Origin of the sequence: Herbaspirillum sp. BH-1 (assembly GCF_002870055.1) — a bacterium.
In the GTDB taxonomy this organism is placed as follows: Bacteria; Pseudomonadota; Gammaproteobacteria; order Burkholderiales; family Burkholderiaceae_D; genus Herbaspirillum; species Herbaspirillum frisingense.
Genome location: NZ_PKOI01000003.1, coordinates 185,688 through 203,898, shown reverse-complemented (window position 1 = coordinate 203,898; position 18,211 = coordinate 185,688). Strand labels below are relative to the sequence as shown.

General features: G+C 65.0%; 16 protein-coding genes. 9 read left to right on the top strand and 7 right to left on the bottom strand.

The genetic code is table 11. The annotated features are described in order from the left end of the window. Positions 1 to 131: 131 nt before the first annotated feature. Positions 132 to 1,013: a MurR/RpiR family transcriptional regulator gene (locus HBH1_RS05845; protein WP_102661950.1), complete on the top strand. Its 882-nt coding sequence runs from the start codon at positions 132 to 134 to the stop codon at positions 1,011 to 1,013. A 72-nt stretch (positions 1,014 to 1,085) separates the two neighbouring features. On the opposite strand, the gene HBH1_RS05840 is transcribed toward HBH1_RS05845, so the two are convergent. Next, positions 1,086 to 1,493 carry a DUF2000 family protein gene (locus tag HBH1_RS05840; RefSeq protein ID WP_102661949.1) on the bottom strand — a complete coding sequence of 136 codons (408 nt, stop codon included), beginning with the start codon at positions 1,491 to 1,493 and terminating at the stop codon, positions 1,086 to 1,088. Between the two features lie 53 nt (positions 1,494 to 1,546). Continuing rightward, positions 1,547 to 2,395, bottom strand: a complete 849-nt coding sequence (locus tag HBH1_RS05835; RefSeq protein ID WP_102661948.1) for an AraC family transcriptional regulator — start codon at positions 2,393 to 2,395, stop codon at positions 1,547 to 1,549. Positions 2,396 to 2,659: 264 nt separating this feature from the next. Here HBH1_RS05835 and HBH1_RS05830 point away from each other — a divergent pair, with 264 nt between their 5' ends. Continuing rightward, on the top strand, positions 2,660 to 3,367 hold the full coding sequence (locus HBH1_RS05830; RefSeq protein ID WP_233207532.1) for a YitT family protein: 708 nt from the start codon (positions 2,660 to 2,662) through the stop codon (positions 3,365 to 3,367). A gap of 18 nt (positions 3,368 to 3,385) precedes the next feature. On the opposite strand, the gene HBH1_RS05825 is transcribed toward HBH1_RS05830, so the two are convergent. After that, complete coding sequence (locus HBH1_RS05825) at positions 3,386 to 4,273, bottom strand: AraC family transcriptional regulator (protein ID WP_369878600.1); 888 nt, start codon at positions 4,271 to 4,273, stop codon at positions 3,386 to 3,388. A gap of 175 nt (positions 4,274 to 4,448) precedes the next feature. Here HBH1_RS05825 and HBH1_RS05820 point away from each other — a divergent pair, with 175 nt between their 5' ends. From HBH1_RS05820 to HBH1_RS05790, 7 genes are all read left to right on the top strand, one after another. Further along, positions 4,449 to 5,282, top strand: a complete 834-nt coding sequence (locus HBH1_RS05820; RefSeq protein ID WP_102662104.1) for an oxidoreductase — start codon at positions 4,449 to 4,451, stop codon at positions 5,280 to 5,282. A 118-nt stretch (positions 5,283 to 5,400) separates the two neighbouring features. Beyond that, a complete protein-coding gene (locus HBH1_RS05815) occupies positions 5,401 to 5,889 on the top strand; it encodes a DUF305 domain-containing protein (protein ID WP_102661945.1) in 489 nt (162 codons plus the stop codon). 52 nt (positions 5,890 to 5,941) lie between these two features. Further along, positions 5,942 to 7,351 (top strand): YncE family protein, encoded by a 1,410-nt coding sequence (locus tag HBH1_RS05810; RefSeq protein ID WP_102661944.1) that lies wholly within the window; start codon positions 5,942 to 5,944, stop codon positions 7,349 to 7,351. 151 nt (positions 7,352 to 7,502) lie between these two features. Beyond that, positions 7,503 to 8,762, top strand: coding sequence for a nitrate regulatory protein (locus tag HBH1_RS05805; RefSeq protein WP_102661943.1), 1,260 nt, complete (start codon positions 7,503 to 7,505; stop codon positions 8,760 to 8,762). Positions 8,763 to 8,936: 174 nt separating this feature from the next. After that, positions 8,937 to 9,647, top strand: a complete 711-nt coding sequence (locus HBH1_RS05800; RefSeq protein WP_102661942.1) for a gluconate 2-dehydrogenase subunit 3 family protein — start codon at positions 8,937 to 8,939, stop codon at positions 9,645 to 9,647. Positions 9,648 to 9,710: 63 nt separating this feature from the next. Continuing rightward, on the top strand, positions 9,711 to 11,492 hold the full coding sequence (locus HBH1_RS05795; RefSeq protein WP_102661941.1) for a GMC family oxidoreductase: 1,782 nt from the start codon (positions 9,711 to 9,713) through the stop codon (positions 11,490 to 11,492). Positions 11,493 to 11,503: 11 nt separating this feature from the next. After that, on the top strand, positions 11,504 to 12,955 hold the full coding sequence (locus HBH1_RS05790) for a cytochrome c (protein WP_199181530.1): 1,452 nt from the start codon (positions 11,504 to 11,506) through the stop codon (positions 12,953 to 12,955). A gap of 30 nt (positions 12,956 to 12,985) precedes the next feature. On the opposite strand, the gene HBH1_RS05785 is transcribed toward HBH1_RS05790, so the two are convergent. The 4 genes from HBH1_RS05785 to glcF form a co-directional block, all read right to left on the bottom strand. Continuing rightward, the gene (locus tag HBH1_RS05785) at positions 12,986 to 14,296 is read right to left on the bottom strand and encodes an MFS transporter (RefSeq protein ID WP_102661940.1); all 1,311 of its coding nucleotides are present in this window, start codon (positions 14,294 to 14,296) and stop codon (positions 12,986 to 12,988) included. Between the two features lie 88 nt (positions 14,297 to 14,384). Next, positions 14,385 to 15,470 carry a 4-hydroxyphenylpyruvate dioxygenase gene (gene hppD, locus HBH1_RS05780; RefSeq protein ID WP_102661939.1) on the bottom strand — a complete coding sequence of 362 codons (1,086 nt, stop codon included), beginning with the start codon at positions 15,468 to 15,470 and terminating at the stop codon, positions 14,385 to 14,387. A gap of 25 nt (positions 15,471 to 15,495) precedes the next feature. Beyond that, complete coding sequence (locus tag HBH1_RS05775; RefSeq protein WP_233207530.1) at positions 15,496 to 16,950, bottom strand: FAD-linked oxidase C-terminal domain-containing protein; 1,455 nt, start codon at positions 16,948 to 16,950, stop codon at positions 15,496 to 15,498. After that, positions 16,947 to 18,200, bottom strand: coding sequence for a glycolate oxidase subunit GlcF (gene glcF, locus HBH1_RS05770; RefSeq protein ID WP_102661938.1), 1,254 nt, complete (start codon positions 18,198 to 18,200; stop codon positions 16,947 to 16,949). Before glcF ends, HBH1_RS05775 begins: the two co-directional genes overlap by 4 nt. Positions 18,201 to 18,211 lie beyond the last annotated feature (11 nt).

The window sequence follows — 18,211 nt, the reverse complement described above, 5'->3', positions numbered from 1 at the left end:
ACGACGCCGACGACGTACAATGCCTCTCGGTCCAGGGCAGCACCGCCCCGCACAAGACAGGTGCGCCGCGCTGCACTGGAATGATTCTTGCACCATCGCGCAGCATCCCAGACCAGGCCGTCCAGACAACCATGGCAAGCATTCCGACCAAGAAGAACAAGGCTTCGGCCTCCATCGAAAGCCGCATCGCGGCGCAGTACGAACAGCTTTCGGGAATCGACCAGCGGCTGGCCGACATCATCCTCAGCGCACCGGGTCAGCTGGCCATGCAGACGGCAACGGAGCTGGCCGAAAGCGCCCAGGTGTCCAAGGCCACGGCCACCCGCTTTTTCCAGAAACTCGGCTATGCGTCCTACGACGATGCCCGGGAAGATGCGCGGGCGGCGCTGATGGGCGGGTCGCCCCTGTATCTGCAGAAGCGCGGAGAAAAGGAAGCCCGAAGCGGGCTCGGCGCCACCATCGAGGCGCACCTGAACCATGAGGTCGCCAACCTGGCCAATACCTACCGCTCGCTGGATCCGCAGGTCCTGACCGATGCGGTCAATGGCATTGCCAATGCGCAGCGCGTGGCGATCATCGGCTATCGTCACAGCCATACGATTGCGCAGATGATCCGGCGCGAGCTGATCCAGGTGCGCAGCAATGTGCTGGTGCTGCCGGCGCCAGGAGATACGCTGGCCGAGTACCTGGGTGACCTGGGCGAGCGCGACATGGCGATCGTGATCGGTCTGCGACGCCGGGTGCCGGCGATCTCCCTGGCGATGGAAGCCTTGGCCGAGGCCGGCGTGAAGACCCTGTACGTGTCCGATGTGATCGCCGGCAAGCCGGCCCGACGCGCCGACTGGGTGATCCGCTGCCATACCGACGGCATGATGCTGTTCGACAGCGTGGTGGCCGTCTCCGCGATAATCAACCTGATCTGTTCGCTGACGGCCGAACGTCTGCGCGAACGCGGCAATGGCCACCTGCAGCGTGTGGAGGTGCTGCACCAGAAGTTGAAGGAACTGGAATGACGCGACCGGCCTGAGCGGCCGTCGCCATCCAGCCTGTCCAGCCCTGTCCCCTCCCCCCGCTCTGGCCTTCCTTCAGGGATGCAGCGACAGTCCCTTGGTGGCCTTGTCCACCGCCTTCTTGCCGCCGCGCAGGGCCAGTCCCACCAGGTTCATGGATGCCGGGTCTTCCGCCAGAAAGACCTGGCGATTGGCGTCGTCATGGCCGGTGGAGAACATCGCCTGCACATAGGGGGCGACGATCAGTTCACGTTCCAGGCCGATGCGATGGGCCGCCTGCAGACCCTGCAGGTCGGCCTCGAAGATCAGGATGGGTTGGCCACACAGGGCGGTGTAGCTTTTCCCGGCGGCATCGACATAGGGCGTACCCAGGGCTTGCGGCGCGGCGGCGACGATGCCGGTGGCCAGGAATGCGGTGACGTTCAGGCGTTGCCACACGGGCAGGTCATTGCGCACCAGGATGGCGATTTTGGTATCGAACATGCGGTCTTCCCGATCAGGATTCAGAGCATTCCATCTTAGGAAGCCGCCACGTTTCACTCTAGAACATTTGTGCAGACGCGCCGGTAGGCGGCCGGGGTGATGCGGTAGGCGCGCCGGAACCAGCGGCCCAGATGGCTCTGGTCGGCAAAGCCGGCGTCGGCCGCGACCTGGGCCGGATCATGGCCGGCCGCCAGCAGGCTGCGCGCCAGGCGCAGGCGCAATTGCACCAGATAGGCATGCGGGGTGCGCCCGAAGGCCCGGCTGAACTGGCGACTCAAGCGGAACCGGTCCATGCCGGAACAGGCGACCAGCTCTTCCAGGCCCAGATCGTCGGCGAAACGTGCATGCATCAGATCGCGCACCCGTTGCAGGGCCGGGGAAGGTGGCTCATTTCTTCCCGCCACACTGTCGTCGAACTGGCCGGAGAGCAAGACCAGCATGCGGTCCAGGGCCAGGTCGCGGGCCAGTTTGCCCTCGCGCTGGTGCAAGGCAAGGAAGGCCCGGTGGATGGCCCCGGCGAGCTGGGCGTCGTCGTGCAGGGTCTGGCGGAAGGTGGCGAAGCGGGTCATCGCGGGCAGGCGCAGGTGGTCGGTCATCCTGTCCAGCCAGGGCGTGGGCAGGTAGAGCATGGCGTAGGTAAAGCCGCTCTCATGGGGCGCGTGACCGTCGTGCAGGGCACCGGGTTCGATCAGGATGGACTTGCCGGGGGTGCTGACGTGCAAGGCGGTGCCGCAGCGGAAGCGCTGCACGCCCTGCAGGGTCACGCCGACCAGCATCTCGTCATGGTCGTGCGGATCGTAGGCATGGCCGGAGAAATGGGCGCCGATGCTCTCGATGCCGCTGTCCTCGTCGCGCTGCAGCCTGATCCATTCCTGGGCGGGCGTGGGAGAAAGAATGTCCATGACGGGATTCTAGCCGGAGGCGACATTGCGGTGCTCATCCCTCGGACCCCCTGGCATATTTCCTGCTAGATGGGAAATGTTGCAAGGACGCAGCGCGACCGCATCCAGCAGTCGCTGCGCCGCAACAAATCAATTACCATGCGCCCCTGCGGCGACTGTCGACGACAGAAGGCAGTCGCAAATGCAATGGTGGTGTCGGCTTACCCGCTGGCCTGTCCATTGCCGTAACGCGTTCGTTATCCACGATTGATGATTGGTATTGCCATGACGACTTCTACTGCCGGCTCTTCGTCTGCCTCCCCTGCCCCCGTGGCACCCGCTTCTCCCTCGTCTTCCTCGTCCCTGCCCCGCCCGCGCGAGCGCGCTGCAGCGCTTCCCCAGGTACGCCATAACTGGATCGACAACCTGCAGGGCCAGCTGTTCGGGGTGGTGATGATCGCCTTCGGCATGTCCATGCTGCATAGTCTCGGTCTCATCATCGGCCAGGTGGCCGGTGTGGCCTTCCTGGTCAGCTATGCCACCGGGGTCAGCTTCGGTACGGCCTTTGCGCTGATCAACCTGCCCTTCTACCTGCTGGCGGCCCTGCGCATGGGTGCGGCCTTCACCTGGCGCACGCTGGCGGCGGTAACCGCCGTGTCGGTGCTGACCAATATCGCCGGCAACTACATCAGCTACAGCCACCTCGATCCGCTGGTGGGTGCCGTGCTGGCGGGTCTGTGCGTGGGCATCGGGCTGATCGGCCTGTTCCGCCACCAGGCCAGTTGCGGCGGCATGAGCATCCTGGCCAGCTACCTGCAGGAGCGCACCGGTTTCAAGGCCGGCTGGCTGCTGATGGGCTTCGACCTGGTGCTGTTCGCCACGGCGGCCTGCTTCATGCCGGCCGACCGCGTGCTCTATTCGCTGGTGGGGGCCATCGTCATGAACCTGTTCGTGGCCTGGAACCACCGTTACGAGTGGTATATCGCCCGCTGAACGCTGCAGCCCGAGGGCTCAATGCGAGGACACGAACTGCGCATCCGCAAAGCCGGGCGGCAGGGCAAAGCTCTCGCGCAGACGCCGGCATTCGGCCACCGGGGTGGCACCAAAGAGGCGCTTGAACTCGCGGCTGAACTGGCTGGTGCTGACATAACCCACCGCATGGGCGGCCGCCTCGGCCGTCATCTCTTCGCGCACCATCAGCAGACGCGCCTGATGCAGACGGATCGACTTCAGGTACTGCATCGGCGAGGCCTGGGTGATTTCCTTGAAATGCACGTAGAAACTGGGCGCGCTCATGCCGGCCTCGGCCGCCAGCTGCATCACGTCCAGGTCCTGCGCATAGTCGGTGTGGATACGCCGCAGCACCCGCCCGATCTTGCCGAAATGACCGCGCATGGCCAGCGCGTTGCGTAGCGCCTCGCCCTGGGCGCCGGTGAGCACCCGATAGTAGATTTCGCGCAGCAGCGCGGTACCGAGGATGGCGGCCTCCTGCGGTTGCGCCATCGCTTCCAGAAAACGCAGCAGGCTGCCCTGCAAGGCTGGCTCCATGGGTGAGGACATCATGCTGCGCGCGGTCTGCACGGCGGGGGCGCCCTGGCGGTCGATCTGCAGCGCCAGCTCGGCAGCCAGCGTGAAGTCCAGGTGCAGGTACAGGGCCAGCAAGGGACGTCGCGGCGTGGCATCGGTCTCCATGGTGAAGGGCACCGGCACCGAGACCGCCAGGTAATGCTGCTCGTCGTAGAGATACAGCTCCCCGCCAAAATAACCCCGCTTGCGCCCCTGGCAGACGATCACGATGCCCGGGTCGTAGAGCACCGGCGTGCGCGCCAGCGGGCCATCGGCGCGCAGTACACGCACGCTCTCCATGGGCGTGAGGTGATAGCCCTCGGTGGGCGCCATGTCCTGCAGCAGGTGGATGATGCGCTGCTGTACAGGAGCTTGCAGGGTGGGCTTGGCGGTACGCACGGCAATCTCGCGCTTCATAGTTTCAGGCAATAAAAACAGGTGATTACGGCTTAATGATTCGCTGATGGCTGACTATTATGCACTCCCCTACTTGAACTGGAGAAGCATGATGTCCCTGCAGAAAACCTTGCTCATCACCGGCATCAGCAGCGGCTTCGGCCGGGCGCTGGCCGTGGCGGCGCTGGACGCCGGCCACCGCGTGGTCGGTACCGCACGCCACGCACAGGCGGTGGCCGACTTCGAGGCCCTGGCGCCGGGCCGCGCCTGGGGTCACGTACTGGATGTGACCGATACCGACGCCATCGCGCCCATGGTCAGCGCGGCCGAAACGCAGACCGGTGGCATCGACGTACTGGTCAACAATGCCGGCTATGGCCACGAAGGCGTGATGGAAGAATCGCCGCTGGCGGACATGCGCCGCCAGTTCGAGGTCAATGTCTTCGGCGCAGTGGCGATGATGAAGGCGGTGCTGCCCTTCATGCGCGCCCGCCGCCGCGGCCACCTGATCAATATCACCTCCATGGGCGGGCATATCACCATGCCGGGGATCAGCTATTACTGCGGCAGCAAGTTCGCGCTGGAGGGTATCTCGGCCTCTCTAGGCCAGGAGCTCAAGCCACTGGGCATCGCCGTCACGGCAGTGGCGCCGGGCTCGTTCCGCACCGATTGGGCGGGTCGGTCGATGGCGCGCTCGCCGCGCACCATCAGCGACTATGACGCCCTCTTCGATCCGGTCCGCAAGGCCCGCGAAGACAAGCACGGCAAGCAATTGGGGGACCCGGCGAAGGCAGCGCAGGCGATGCTGGCCCTGATCGCCATGCCGCAGCCACCGGCCCATCTGTTGCTGGGCAGCGATGCGCTGCAACTGGTGCGCGCCGGCCTGGCCGCGCGGGAACAGGAAATCCTGGCCCATGAAGTGCTGAGCCGTTCCACCGACGGTTGAGCCTATCCTCCTGGCCATCGTTGGGCATGAGCGGATGACAGATTTGTCATTCGATTGTCATGCCGACGACGCCGTGCGCTGCCTAGACTGCCCGTACTCATCACCTCCAGGAGATAGCATGAAGGCAGTATCGACAACGCACGGCCGGTCGGCCCGGGCCTGGCGCCTGATGCTGGCGGCTTCGCTGGCATGTTCCCTGGCTGCGTTCGCGGCCACCGCGCCGGCCCATGACATGGGGGCCATGCACGACATGGGCGCCATGCATGGCATGGCTCATGACAGCCCGGCACCACTCACCACGGCAACGCCCCCCGTCTTCGTGGCCAGCAGCGCCAAACCCTTTTCCACACTGAATGACGATGCCATGGCCGTAATGGACTACGGCATGCAGCACGCGCCCATGAACGGTCAACCTGACCACGATTTCGTGAGCATGATGCTGCCCCATCACCAGGGTGCAGTCGACATGGCGCGTGCCGTGCTGTTGTACAGCCAGGATCCGGAGATACGCAATCTGGCACTGGGCATCGTGGCCGAACAGCAGAACGAGATCCAGGTGATGCAGGCCTGGCTCAAGCGCCACGGCTACCCCTCAAGCGCGCCCTGAGCCCGCCATCACTGTGCCTCCCCCCGCTTTTTTCAACCACCGCGCCAACGCCATGAAATCATCCAGACTCGCTCTTTCCACCCTCACCATCTCGCTGCTGTCCTTGCTATCCTGTTCGGCCATGGCCCTGCCCACCGCCCATGACCGGGTGTACACGGCCGACCAGAACAGCAATACGGTGTCGGTCTTCAACCCGGTCGACAATACGCTGGTGGGCCAGATCCGCCTGGGCAATCCGCGTCCGGACGTGCTCTCGCCCCTGTATCGCGGCCAGATCAACGTACACGGCATGGGCTTCTCGCCGGATCACAAGACCCTGGTGGTGATCTCCAACGGGTCCAACTCGGTCACCTTCATCGATACCGCCACCAATGCCGTCAAGGGCGTGACCTATGTCGGCCGCTCCCCGCACGAAGGCTTCTTTACCGCTGACGGCAAGGAAGTCTGGGTGGTGGTGCGCGGCGAGGACTACATCTCCGTCATCGACCCGCAGACCTTCAAGGAAACCCGCCGCATCCAGACCGCCGTCGGTCCCGGCATGGTGCAATTCCTGCCGGACAACAAGCTGGCCTTCTCGGTATCGAGCTTCACGCCGCAGGTGGATGTGATCGACGTGAAGTCGCATACGGTGATCAAGAAGATCGACGTGGTGAGCCCCTTCTCGCCCTTCCTGCAATTTACGCCCGACCACAAGGAACTGTGGATGACCCACAAGGACGTGGGCAAGGTGACCCGCATCGACACCCGCACCCTGAAGGTGACCGGCGTGATCGATACCGGCTTCATCACCAATCACCTGGCCTTTGCCACGGTCAACGGCAAGGTGCTGGCCTATGTCACGGTGGGTGGCGAGAACGTGGTCAAGGTCTACAGCACCGATGCCCAGGCACAGCTGCTGGCGACCATCCCGACCGGCGCGCTGCCGCATGGCATCTGGAGTTCCGACGACAGCAGCCGGGTCTATGTGGGCCTGGAAAACGGTGACGGCATGGAAGTGATCGATCCGGCGCAGAACAAGGTGATCGCCCACGTCGCCGGTGGTCAGGCGCCGCAGGCCCTGATCTTCCTCTCCAACGTGGTCGGCGACGGCGATGGCAAGCGGAACCTGGCGCCGCTGGCCAATGCCGAACCGCTCAATATCCGCCTGAAACCCGTGACGGCGCCGGAAGCCAAGGGCTTCGTGGTGTCGCGCAACCTGGGCGTGGTCGATGCCCTGGAGGTGTCGCTCTTCAAGCTCAAGCCGCAGACCAACTACAACGTCTACCTGAGCGGCCAGAGCACGCCGGTGGCCAGCTTCGTGACCGATGCCAAGGGCATGTCCAACGGCACGGCCATCGGTCCGGCGCGCCGCCTGGCCGAACCGGGCGCGCAATCGTCCCAGTCCGGCCCGCTGAAACTGATCGTGATGGAAGGCGCGGCACCGGCCGACGCCAGTCGTGCCGTGCTGGTCAGCGACATGTAATCAGGTACGGCGGGCGGACCGGGGTGCAAGGTCGCCGGCCCGCCCCGGGGTTTCGGGCAGGGGAGCGATCCTTTACAATCGCGGCAGCACCGGGCATTGCACGAATATTGCATGCCCTTGCGGCTGCCCGCTCCCTCCCTTTCCTGCGCCCATGAGCAACGTCCTCAACTACCTGATCACTGCCCGCCGCTGCGAAGTGGAAGAACTGCAACGCCTCGCCCGCACCTGCCAGCTGGTGCTGACGGTGGGCAAACTGATCCACTGCCTGCAGCAGGAACGCGGCATTTCCAATATCTACCTGGGCTCGCGCGGTGAGCGTGATGCCCTGGTGTGGCGCGAGCGCGTGGCCGCCAGTGAGGTGGCGCAGCAGGAGTTTGCCTCCTGGCTGGAGGCCACCGAACATGACAACGCACTTTCCAACGGTGCCCGCCTCTACACCCGCATCGCCTTCGCCTTGCACGCCCTGGACGGCCTGCCGCGCCTGCGCGCCGACGTGGCGGCCCTGGCCTGCTCGCCGGCCGCCAGCTACGAACGTTTCAAGACGCTGGTGGGGGCGCTGCTGGCGCTGGTGTTCGAGGCCGCCGATGTGGCAGTCGATCCACAGATCTCACGCCTGCTGGTGGCGCTGTTCAACCTGATGCAGGGCAAGGAATTCGCCGGCCGCGAACGCGCCGGCGGCGCTGCGGCCTTTGCCATGGGCAAGATCACGCGCGAGCAGGAACAGAGCATCGAATACCAGATCGAGATGCAGGAGCAGGCGCTGCGCCGTTTCGAGTCCTTCGCCGAGGGTTTCCGCAATGAGTGGACGGCGATGCAGGCCACGCTGCCGCTGGCGGAGCTGGAGCGACTGCGCCGCAAGCTGCTGACCTCGCACGAGCGGCCGCTGGATTCCGATATGGCCGATGCCTGGTACCAGTGTTGCTCCACCCGCATTGACGGTCTGCATCAGGTCGAGATTCACCTGGCGCAATACGTGCAGGCGCAATGCCACGCCAAGATCATCGAACTGCAGAAGGAGCTGGACGATCAGGGCCAGTGGTTCAGCCAGGAAGAGGCGCTCGATCCGCTGGCACCCCTGGCGACCTTCTCTTCCAGCCTGGATGGCGGGCACCTGAGCGGCGGCCCCATGGATGCCGGGGTCGGGCCGCACCTGACACAATCCATCGTCGACCTGCTGCGGGCGCAATCCGAACGGCTGCAGAACCTGACCCAGGAACTGGCCACCGTGCGCGAGAGCCTGGAAGAACGCAAGCTCATCGAACGCGCCAAGGGCGTGTTGATGATGAAGCAGGGGCTCAACGAAGAAAACGCCTATCGCCTGCTGCGCAAGCATGCGATGAACCAGAACCGGCGCATCGCCGAAGTGGCCCAGGCCATCCTCTCGCTGACCGAGATCCTGCCGGACGCCTGAGCAGCGGACATGCGGACATCGCGGTGCTGGTACAGCGTCGCGATGTCAGACGTTTCCGACACCAAAACCTCAGATTCACTGATCCCTTCACGCTGCGCAAGCGCGCATCATGGCTCATCCGTAAGGAAGGCATCTGCCTTGCTGCGGTCCCGATTTCCCACACGGAAACGCGCCATGAAAAAAATAAGCATCTCCGCCAATCGCCGCCACTTCCTGCGCGGCGCCCTGACTGCCGCGCCGGCTGCCGCGCTGGCGGTGACCACCGGCAGCCTCACCGTGGCTGCCCAGGGGCAGTCGGCCAAGTCCGGCGACAACACGCCCTACAAACCCAGCTTCTTCAACCAGGATGAATTCGGCCTGCTCAGTGCCCTGGCCGAGGTGCTCATCCCGGCCGATGAAAACGGCCCGGGTGCGCTGGAGGCAGGCGTGCCCGAATTCATCGATGCCCAGATGAACACGCCCTACGGCCAGGGACAGCTGTGGTACATGCAGGGGCCGTTCACGCCGGATGCGCCGGCCGAGTTCGGTTACCAGCTGCCCTACCCGCCGCGTGAACTGTACAAGAAGGGCCTGGCCGAGTTCGACGCCGCCATCAAGCAGCAGTACGGCCAGGGCTACGTCGGGCTGAACCAGCAGCAGCGCGAAAAGATGATGGGCGAGTTCGAGAAGGGCAATGTGAAGATGGCCAGCATCCCCCCAGCGGCCCTGTTCAACCTGCTGCTGCAGAACGTGCACGAAGGCTATTTCTGCGACCCCGTCGATGGCGGCAACAAGGGCATGGCTGCATGGAAGATGATCGGCTTCCCCGGTGCCCGCGCCGACTACTACGACTGGGTGGACCAGTACGGCCGCACCTATCCGCTGCCGCCGGTCTCGCGCGGCTGATGGCACGGGCTTCCCTGCCCCTATCTCCTTTCTCTCTTCCCCTTCCCCAGGAAGCACAAGCACATGGCCAACAAGAACATGAAAGCAGTCGACGTCGTCATCGTCGGCTTCGGCTGGACCGGGGCCATCATGGCCAAGGAAATGACCGAGGCCGGTCAAAGCGTGGTGGCGCTGGAACGTGGTGTCTATCGCGATACCTATCCCGATGGCGCCTATCCCAAGACCATCAATGAGCTGGACTACCAGCAGCGCTTCAAGCTGTTCCAGAACCTCAACAAATCCTCCTTCACCTTCCGCCGCAAGATGGGCGACAGCGCCATCCCCTATCGCCAGATCGCCATGTTCAAGCCGGGCGAAGGCGTGGGCGGTGCTGGCCTGCACTGGTCGGGCTGCCACTGGCGCATCCTGCCGGAAGAACTGCGCATGCGCAGTCATTATGAAGAGCGCTACGGCAAGAACTTCATCCCCAAGGATATGAACCTGCAGGACTGGGGGGTGAGCTACGAAGAACTGGAACCGTATTTCGACTTCGCCGAAAAGATGATGGGGACTTCCGGCACCGCCTATCGGGTCAAGGGTCGCGTGGTGGACAATGGTGGCAACCCCTTCGAGGCCGACCGCTCCGACGCCTTCCCGCTGCCGGCCCAGAAGGAGCAATACCAGGCGGCGCTGTTTCGCAAGGCGGCGCAGCAGGCGGGTTTCCATCCCTTTACGCTGCCCTCGGCCAATGCCTCGGCACCCTATGTGAACCAGTATGGTTGCCAGATGGGGCCCTGCACCTTCTGCGGCTATTGCTCGGGCTATGCCTGCTACAACTATTCGAAGGCCTCGCCCAACGTCAACATCATGCCGGCGCTGCGCCAGAGCAAGCTGTTCGAACTGCGCAGCCAGTGCAATGTGTTGCGCATCGAACTCGACAGCACCCGCAAGAAGGCTACCGGCGTGACCTACATCGATGCCAACGGCGACACCGTGTTCCAGCCGGCCAATATCGTCGTGGCCAGTACCTTCGCCTACAACAATGCGCGGCTGTTCCTGCTCTCGGGCATCGGCAAGCCGTATGACCCGGTTTCCAATTCCGGTGTGGTGGGCCGCAATATCGCCTTCCAGATGATGTCCACCATCAATGCCTTCTTCGCGCCGGGCAAGAACATCAATGGCTTCATCGGCGCCGGTGGCAACGGGGTGGCGGTGGATGACTTCAATGGCGACCACATGGACCACGGGCCGCTGGGCTTCGTGGGCGGTTCCCCGATCTGGAGCAATCCGGCCGGGGCCAAGCCGATCTCGGGGATTGCCGTGCCGCCCGGCACACCCAAGTGGGGGCGCGCCTGGAAGCAGGCGGTCAAGGACAGCTATCTGAACACCATGTCCTTCGACGTGCATGGTGCCAACATGGTGTATCGGGACGTCTATGTCGATCTCGATCCGAACTACAAGGACGCCTTTGGCCAGCCGCTGCTGCGTTTTACCTTCGACTGGAAGGACAACGACATCCGCATGAGCCGCTACGTTACTGATCAGGCGGTCAAGATCGCGCATGAACTGAAGGCGCGCGAGATCAAGGTCACGGTCAAGGATTTCGGCGCGGCACCGGACCTGCGCAGCTACCAGACCACGCACTGGGCCGGTGGCGTGGCCATGGGCAATGACCCGTCCACCAGCGTGGTGAACCGCTACCTGCAGAGCTGGGACGTACACAACGTGTTTGCGGTGGGCTCGGGCGTGTTCGCCCAGGGTATCGGCTACAACCCGACCGGGGCGGCGGTGGCATTGACCTACTGGTCGGCCCGCGCCATCCGCGAGCAATACCTCAAGGACCCGCGTCCGCTGGTCAGCGCGTGAGCACGGGAGTGATGATGAAACGACTGATCCTGACCTCCTCCCTGGCACTGGGCGCGGCCATGCTGGCCGCGGCAGCCGCTTACAACCTGGCGTATGCCGATGATTCGCTGACCGTTGCGGCGCCGCCCAAGCCGCCGATGGGCGGGCGGCTGTTGAATCGCGAAACTGCGCCCTTGCAGCCCTTCGCGGTACCGCCAGCCGATGCCGCGCTGTCGCAACGCATCGCCGGCCAGGGCAGCCCCAGCGCCGATGACCAGTTGCTGCTGCGGGGTGCCTACCTGGCGCGGGCCGGCGATTGCGTGGCCTGCCATACCAGCAAGGGTGGCGCACCCTTTGCGGGCGGCCTGGCGCTGGCGTCTCCGTTGGGTGCGATCTATTCGACCAACATCACGCCGGACAAGGAACACGGCATCGGGGACTGGAGCTACGAGGACTTTGCGCGTCTGATGCGCACCGGCGTCACCCGGGCTGGCTATACGGTCTATCCGGCCATGCCCTACCCTTCCTATTCGCGACTGAGCGAGGAGGACATGCAGGCGCTCTATGCCTACTTCACCAAGGCGGTGCCGCCGTCGGCCCAGGCCAATCGCGCCAATGACATCCCGTGGCCGCTGTCGATGCGCTGGCCGCTGGCGATCTGGCGCAAGCTGTTCGCGCCGACGCCGACGCCTTATGCAGCACCGGCCGGCGGCGACCAGGAACTGGCACGGGGTGCCTATCTGGTGGAAGGACTGGGGCATTGCGGCAGCTGCCATACACCGCGCTCGACCACGCTGCAGGAAAAATCGCTGCGTGACGACAGCAGCCGTCTCTACCTCTCCGGTGGCCAGGTGGTGGATGGCTGGAGCGTGCCGTCACTGCGCAACGAGCACGGTGGCGGCATCGCTGGCTGGAGCCAGGCCGATCTGGTGGAGTTCCTGCGCACCGGACGCAACCAGTTCACGGCCTCCTTCGGGGCCATGAATGACGTGGTCGAGCATTCGATGCAATACCTGACCGAGGCCGATCTCAATGCCATCTCGCGCTACCTGTTGAGTCTGTCGCCGCGCAACGATGCGGCACCCTACCGCTATGACGAGGTGAGCGCCACGGCCGCCTACGAGGGCCGCCCGCAGACGCCGGGCGCGGCGCTCTACCTGGATCGTTGTGCCGCCTGCCACCGCAGCAACGGCACGGGTTACGGCAAGGCCTTCCCGGCACTGGCGGGCAATCCGGTGCTGCAGACGGGCGATGCCACCTCGGCCATCCGCATCATCCTGCAGGGCGGACGCCAGCCAGCGACCGATTCGGTCAAGGGCGGACTGGTCATGGCGCCCTACGCGCAGTTGCTCAATGACCAGCAGGTGGCGGAGGTGACCTCGTATATCCAGACCGCCTGGGGCAATCGCGGTGGTACGGTGTCGGCGGCCGATGTGGCGAAGATCAGGAAGACCGCGAAGCCGGTGGAGGATCGGGCGCCCTGAACAGAAACGCCCTGCAGCGGGCGAACCCTGCTACCGATTCACCAGTCTGGCCGGCACCGCACCGATGACCAGCGCCGCCCCGGCCACCAGCACACCCGACAGCAGGTACAGGCCGATGGCGGTGCTGTGGGTCTGGTCCTTGATCCAGCCGATCAGGAAAGGGCTGACAAAGCCGGCCAGGTTGGCTACCGAATTGATCAGCGCGATACCGGTGGCGGCCGCCGCACCGCCCAGGAAGGCGGTCGGCAGGCTCCAGAACAGCGGCGCCAGCGACATGATGCCGGCCGAGGCGAATGACAACGCAGCAATCGCCAGGAAGGCCTGCTGGCCAAACAGGGCGCTCAGGCTCAGGCCGACGGCGCCTATCAGCAGCGCCACGGCCAGGTGCCAGCGGCGTTCCAGCTGGCGATCAGCACTGCGGGCGAACAAGACCATCGATATCGCCCCCACAGCAAATGGAATGGCCGACAACAGCCCCACCGACAGCAGGCTCTTGATGCCTGCCGCCTGGATCAGCGAGGGCAGCCAGAAGCTGATGCCATAGTTGCCCATGGCGCAGCTGAAGTAGATCGCGCACATGATCCATACCTTGCCATTGGAGAAGGCGGCACCGATGGAGTGATCCTGTTTGCCGGCAGCGTCGGTGCGGATATTGTCCTGCAGCAGCGCCTTCTGCCGGTCATCGAGCCAGCGCGCGGAGGCGATGCCGTCATCCAGGTAATACAGAACCATCACGCCCACCAGCAAAGAAGGCAAAGCTTCCAGCATGAACAGCCATTGCCAGCCGGCCCAGCCGTCGGCACTGCCGAAGCTGCCCAGGATCCAGCCCGAGAGCGGACCACCGACCACGCCCGAGATCGGAATGGCGGTCATGAAGAGGGCCGTGATCCTGCCACGCCGATGCGCTGGATACCAGTAGGTCAGGTACAGGATGATGCCGGGGAAGAAACCGGCCTCGGCCACGCCCAGCAGGAAGCGCAGGACATAGAACGTGGTCGGCGTGGTGACGAAGGCCGTCAGGCCCGACAGGATGGCCCAGCTGATCATGATGCGGGCGATCCAGCGCCGTGCGCCATAACGGTACAGCAGCAGGTTGCTGGGGACCTCGAACAGGAAATAGCCCACGAAGAACAGACCTGCGCCCAGGCCATAGATGCTGTCGCTCCATTGCAGGCTGTTGAGCATCTGCAATTTGGCGAAGCCGACGTTGACGCGGTCCAGATAGGCCACCACGTAGCACAGGAAGAGGAAGGGAATCAGGCGCCAGGTCACCCTGGCATAGGTGCGGTTCTCGAAGTCTGTCACGGCGTCGCCGTCCAGTGTGGATGCTAGGGTGGTCATCTGTGTCTCCTGTCGTTGGGGAGGTCCTGCGCCGATGGCCTTCCATCGCGCGGCCTCTCTGTCATCAATTATTTATATCGTTTTCTTGCTACGGCTCGGTGCCCAGCACGCCGCGCTGGATCTGGTCGCGTTCCAGCGATTCGAACAGGGCCTTGAAATTGCCCTCACCGAAACCTTCACGGTAATTCCCCCTGCGTTCGATGAATTCGAAGAACACCGGCCCCAGCAGCGGTTCGGAGAATATCTGCAACAGCAGACGCGGCGTACCGCCCACGGTGGTGCCGTCCAGCAGGATGCCGCGCGCCTGCAGGGCGTCAAGCGGCTGGCCATGGCCGGGCAGGCGTTCTTCCAGCTGCGCGTAATAGCGTTCGTTGGGTGCGCTCAGCACGGGAATGCCGGCCAGTTGCAGCTGGTCGATGGCGTCGAGCAGGTTGTCGGTCAGCAGGGCGATGTGCTGGATGCCCTCGCCGTTGAACTGCATCAGGAATTCCTCGATCTGGCCGCCGCCCTGGCGGGCTTCCTCGTTGAGGGGGATGCGGATCAGGCCGTCGGGTGCGGTCATGGCCTTGGAGGTCAGGCCAGTGTATTCGCCCTGGATGTCGAAGTAACGGATTTCCCGGAAATTGAACAACTTGCCGTAGAAGTCCGCCCAATAGGCCATGCGACCGCGATAGACGTTGTGGGTCAAGTGGTCCACCACCGAAAAACCATGGCCGCGCGGATGGCGATCCACGCCGGGCAGGAATTCGAAATCGACGTCATAGATGGACTTGCCATCCTCGAAGCGATCGATCAGGTACAGCGGCGCCCCGCCGATGCCACGAATGGCCGGCAGGCGCAGTTCCATCGGGCCGGTCGGGATCTCCATCGGCTGCGCACCCAGTTCCAGCGCGCGGCGGTAGGCAAGGTGGGCATCGCGCACGCGGAAGGCCAGGCCGCAGGCCGATGGCCCGTGCTCTGCGGCGAAGTAGGCGGCCTGACTGCCGGGCTCGCGATTGATGATGAAATTGATGCTGCCCTGGCGGTACAGCGAGACATCCTTGGAACGATGGCGGGCCACTTCCGTGAACCCCAGCTTCACGAACAGGGGTTCCAGGACGCCGGGACGGGGCGAGGCGAATTCGACGAATTCGAAGCCGCACAGGCCCATGGGGTTATCGAACAGATCTGACATGGTTTCTCCCATCTAAGGTCGGTGATCAAAAGCGCGGTAACTCGGGGAACGGCATGGCATCGCGCGCGACATGCATGCCGCCGAACTCGGCACAACGGTGTAAGGTGGGGATGGCCTTGCCGGGATTGAGGAGGCCATGGGGATCGAAGGCTGCGCGCAGGCGCGCGAACAGCTCCAGTTCATCGGCCGAGAACTGCCAGCACATGCCATGCAGCTTTTCGCTGCCGATGCCATGCTCGCCGCTGACGGTGCCACCTTCGGCCAGCACCATCTGCAGAATGGTGTCGGCCAGGCGCAGGGCGCGTTCTTCCTCACCGGCCACGGCACTGTCATAGAACAGCACCGGATGCAGGTTGCCGTCACCGGCGTGGAAACTCTGCGCCACCGCGATGCCGTGTTGCGCCGACAAGTGCAGGACCCGGGTCAGTACCCGGCTCAGGGCGCGGCGTGGCACGGTGCAATCGGCGACGTACAGATCGCTGGCGCTACGCAACAGGGCCGGCAGGACGTTCTTGCGGGCCGCCCAGAGCTGGGCGCGCTGGGCCGGGTCGTTGGCCTGCCGCAGTTCCATCACCGCCAGCGACTGGAAGATGGAGCGGATGCGACGGGTGGCATCGTCGATATCGTCCGGTTCGCCATCCAGTTCGCACAGCAGGGCAGCAGCTGCGTCCTCGCGCAGGCCCAGCGCCGGGGAGAAACGGTGCGCGGCCTGCAGGGAGGCCTGGTCCATGATTTCCAGTCCGGCCGGAACGATACCCTCGGCGATGATGCGCGAGACCGCATCGCAGCTGGCTTCGATGCGTGGGAAGAATCCCAGCAGCACGCGCACCGCCCGGGGGCTGGGCAGCAGGCGCAGGCGCGCTTCGGTGACCAGGCCCAGCAGGCCTTCTGAGCCGCAGGCCAGGGCCAGCAGGTCCAGTCCGGGCTGGTCCAGGCTGCCCTCGCCCAGCGCCAGCACCTCGCCCTCGCCGCTGACCATGCGCAGGCCAAGCAGGTTGTGGACGGTCAGGCCGTATTTCACGCAGTGCACGCCGCCGGCGTTTTCGGCGATATTGCCGCCGATGGTGGAGGCCACCTGGCTGGAAGGATCGGGGGCAAAGAACAGCCCGGCACCGGCCGCCTGTTGCGACACCACGATATTGCGCACGCCCGGCTGCGCCAGGGCCTGCCGGGAAAACGCGTCGATACTCAGGCGCTTGAGGCGGTTGAGAGCCATCACGATGCCGCCGGCCACCGGCGTGGCACCACCCGACAGGCTGGTGCCGGCGCCGCGCGGCACCAGCGGCACGCGTTCGCGCACGCACAGGGCCACCAGCGCCGCCACCTGCTGCTCATCGGCGGGCAGCACCACGGCCAGCGGTAGCTGCTGCAAGTGGAACAGGGCATCGCATTCGTAGGGCGCCACCGATTCGGCATCGGCCAGTAGCCACGGCTCACCGACAATCTCGCGCAAGGCCTGGAGCAAGGCTTGTACGTTCATGCCTGCGCTCCCGCCAGCAGACGCTCTGCCAGTATCTCCAGCCAGTGCCGCACCGGCACCGGGCTCTCTTGCTGCAGGTACAGGATGCAGCCGACATTGGCCGACGCGATGGCCACCGGCCGGCCCGCCAGGAGATGGGACAACTTGCGTTGCCGCAGACGGCCCGCCACGGCCGGCTGCAGCAGCGAATAGGTGCCAGCCGAGCCGCAGCACAGGTGGCCCTCCGCCAGCGGGGTGAGCTGATAGCCGGCCCGCTGCAGTAACAGTTCGACCCGCCCCTTGATGCGCAGGCCATGTTGCTGGGTACAGGGCGGATGGAAGACCAGCTTGTCCCGCCCCGGCGGCAACGCGCTCAGCGGCAGGCTGGCATGCTCCCACAGCTTGGCGACCAGTTCGGCCGGATCGCGCAGCAGTTCACCGATGCGTTGCGCCTTGGCCGCGTAGAGCGGATCGTCCTTGAGCAGGTGCGCATAGTCCGCGACCATGCTGCCGCAGGCGCTGGAGCTGAGGACGATGGCCTCGGCACCGGCTTCGATGTGCGGCCACCAGGCATCGATATTGCGGCGCATGGTTCGGGCCGCGGCCTGTGGCGCGCCCAGATGCTGGTCGATGGCGCCACAGCAGGCGCTGCCGGCGACGTCCACCAGCGTCACGCCGAACCGGTCGAGGATGCGCGCCAGCGCCAGGTCGTAGCCAGGTGCCAGGACGCCCTGCACACAGCCGCGCAGGCTCAGTACCCGGCGTGCATGCGCGCCCGGCGGCCACACCGCAGTGTCAGCAGCCCGAGGCGGCGGTGGGATACGCTTGCGCAGAGGCGCTAGCAGCAGTGCACGCACCATCCAGGCGCCGCGCAGGGCGAACTGCAGCAGGCGGGGGCTTTGCAGGGCGCGCCGTAGCAAGCGGCGTTTGCCGCGTTCGGACAGGCTGCGCGGAATGCGCCGTTCGATCTCCTGGCGGCCGATATCGATCAGTTGACCGTACTCCACACCCGAGGGGCAGGTGGTCTCGCAGGCGCGGCATGTCAGGCAGCGATCCAGGTGGTCGCGGGTGCGGGTAGTGACCGGCGCTCCCTGCAGCATGTCGCGGATCAGGTAGATGCGGCCGCGCGGGCTGTCGAGTTCGTGATCCAGCAATTCGTAGGTAGGACAGACCGAGGTGCAGATCCCGCAATGGACGCAGGACTCGATGATGCGGCGGGCGTCGGGTACGGCGGCGCTGGCCTGCATCCTGTGGTCGAATTCGACACGCATGGCGGGCTCCT